The organism is Texas Phoenix palm phytoplasma (genome assembly GCF_005774685.2).
In the GTDB taxonomy this organism is placed as follows: domain Bacteria; phylum Bacillota_I; class Bacilli_A; order Acholeplasmatales; family Acholeplasmataceae; genus Phytoplasma.
Window position 1 is genome coordinate 1 of sequence record NZ_VBRA02000012.1, and the last position, 1,900, is coordinate 1,900.

Below are 1,900 nucleotides of genomic sequence, written 5' to 3' on the forward strand. Positions count from 1 at the left end.
GTCATTAAAAAAGCTTTTTTAGTAATTAAATCTATTTGTTGAGGTTCGATTTGATCTAAATTTTTTTCTAAAAAGATATAATTATAAACTATATCGTATATTTTTTTATTTAAATCGTGGAAAAAAGTTTGTACGTAATTTTCTATGTCTTCTTTTATTGTTTCTATAATTTCGTCTAAATTCAAGTTATCATAAAATAATTCTTGTTTAGTTTTTTTTTGAATAATATTCAATAATTTTTCTTTTTCAAAATTTGGTAAATTTATTTGTAAATTTTTATCTATTTCTTTCCATTTTTTTGGAAATATATTTTCTATATTATTGTTTTTGTTTATTTTGAATTTTTTTTGTATATTTTCTAACGATAGTTTATTTCTTTTTGAATTTAATTCATAATTTATTTCATTCAAGGTTTCATTTTCTATTTTATTTTTAATTTCTTTTATTTCTGAATTAGAAAAAATATTATTATTTAAGTTTATTTTTTCTACTAAATTTTTTATTTCTTTTTTTATTGTTTCTTGAGTGTAAACGTTTAATTTTTCTTTTATTTCGTTTGTTATGTTGTTTTTAACTAAATTTAAATTTTCTATTTTATTTTTAAAAGAATTTTCTATTTGTTCTGAAAGTAATTTTTATTAATTCTTTATGTGTCTTCTTCAATATAATTTGTTTCTGATAAAGTTTTTTTCATTATATCGTTTAATAAATCTTTTTTAATTTTTTTTATATAATTTGATATTGTGGATTCTAATTCAGGTTGGTTGTTTTCTGTTTTTAAAGAAATTTTTAATAATTCTTGTTCTAAAGTATTATTTTTTAAAAACTTATATTTATTTGAAAATTCATTTATTAATTGATTAGCAATTTGTTGGTTATGATTTATTTTTTCTAAATTCCAAATAAAATACATTTTAGAAATTTTTTTTGAGATACCTAAATTTATAATATCTTCAAAAGAAGTAATATACAAAAAAATTCAAAATAAACAAAAACAATATAGAAAATATATTTCCAAAAAATGGAAAGAAATAGATAAAGGAATTACAAATAAATTACCAAATTTTGAAAAAGAAAAATTATTGAATATTATTCAAAAAAACTAAACAAATTATTTACAATGCTTGAATTTAGACGAATTATAGAAGCAATGAGAGACATAGAAGGTACGTGCAAACTTTTTTTCCACGATTTAAATAAAAAGCACGATATAGTTCTCAGTATAATCTTTTAAGAAAAAAATTAGATCAAATCGAAGGTATCAATAAATATCTAGATACTAAAAAGCTTTTGACAGAGGCTGACAATAACTCCTAACGTAAATGAAAAATCAAATAGTGAAAACATTCTTTGTAGAAAAAAAAAAGAGCAAACGTTCCTCAAGAAAATAATAAAAAAATAAAATTTAGTAGAAAAAATAAACTTAAATAATAATATTTTTCTAATTCAGAAATAAAAGAATTAAAAATAAAATAGAAAATGAAACCTTGAATGATAAATAAATTATGAATTAAATTCAAAAGAAATAAACTATCGTTAGAAAATATACAAAAAAAAAATTCAAAATAAACAAAAACAATAATATAGAAAAATATATTTCAAAAAAATGGAAAGAAATAGATAAAAATTTACAAATAAATTTACCAAATTTTGAAAAAAATTATTGAATATTATTCAAAAAAACTAAACAAGGAGTATTTTAGATAGCAGATTTAGACGAAATTATAGAAACAATAAAAGAAGACATAGAAAATTACGTACAAACTTTTTCCACGATTTAAATAAAAAATATACGATATAGTTTATAATTATATCTTTTAGAAAAAAATTTAAGATCAAATCGAACCACCAACAAATAGATTTAATTACTAAAAAAAGCTTTTTAATGACAAAGAACGAC

General features: G+C 18.1%; 2 protein-coding genes. Both read right to left on the reverse strand.

Features of this window, described 5'->3' with window-relative positions; all coding sequences use genetic code 11:
• On the reverse strand, positions 1 to 410 hold a 410-nt coding region (locus FEF22_RS02025), incomplete at its 3' end, for a hypothetical protein (protein ID WP_210352286.1).
• Between the two features lie 236 nt (positions 411 to 646).
• Positions 647 to 973 (reverse strand): hypothetical protein, encoded by a 327-nt coding sequence (locus FEF22_RS02030; protein ID WP_210352287.1) that lies wholly within the window; start codon positions 971 to 973, stop codon positions 647 to 649.
• Positions 974 to 1,900: the final 927 nt, after the last annotated feature.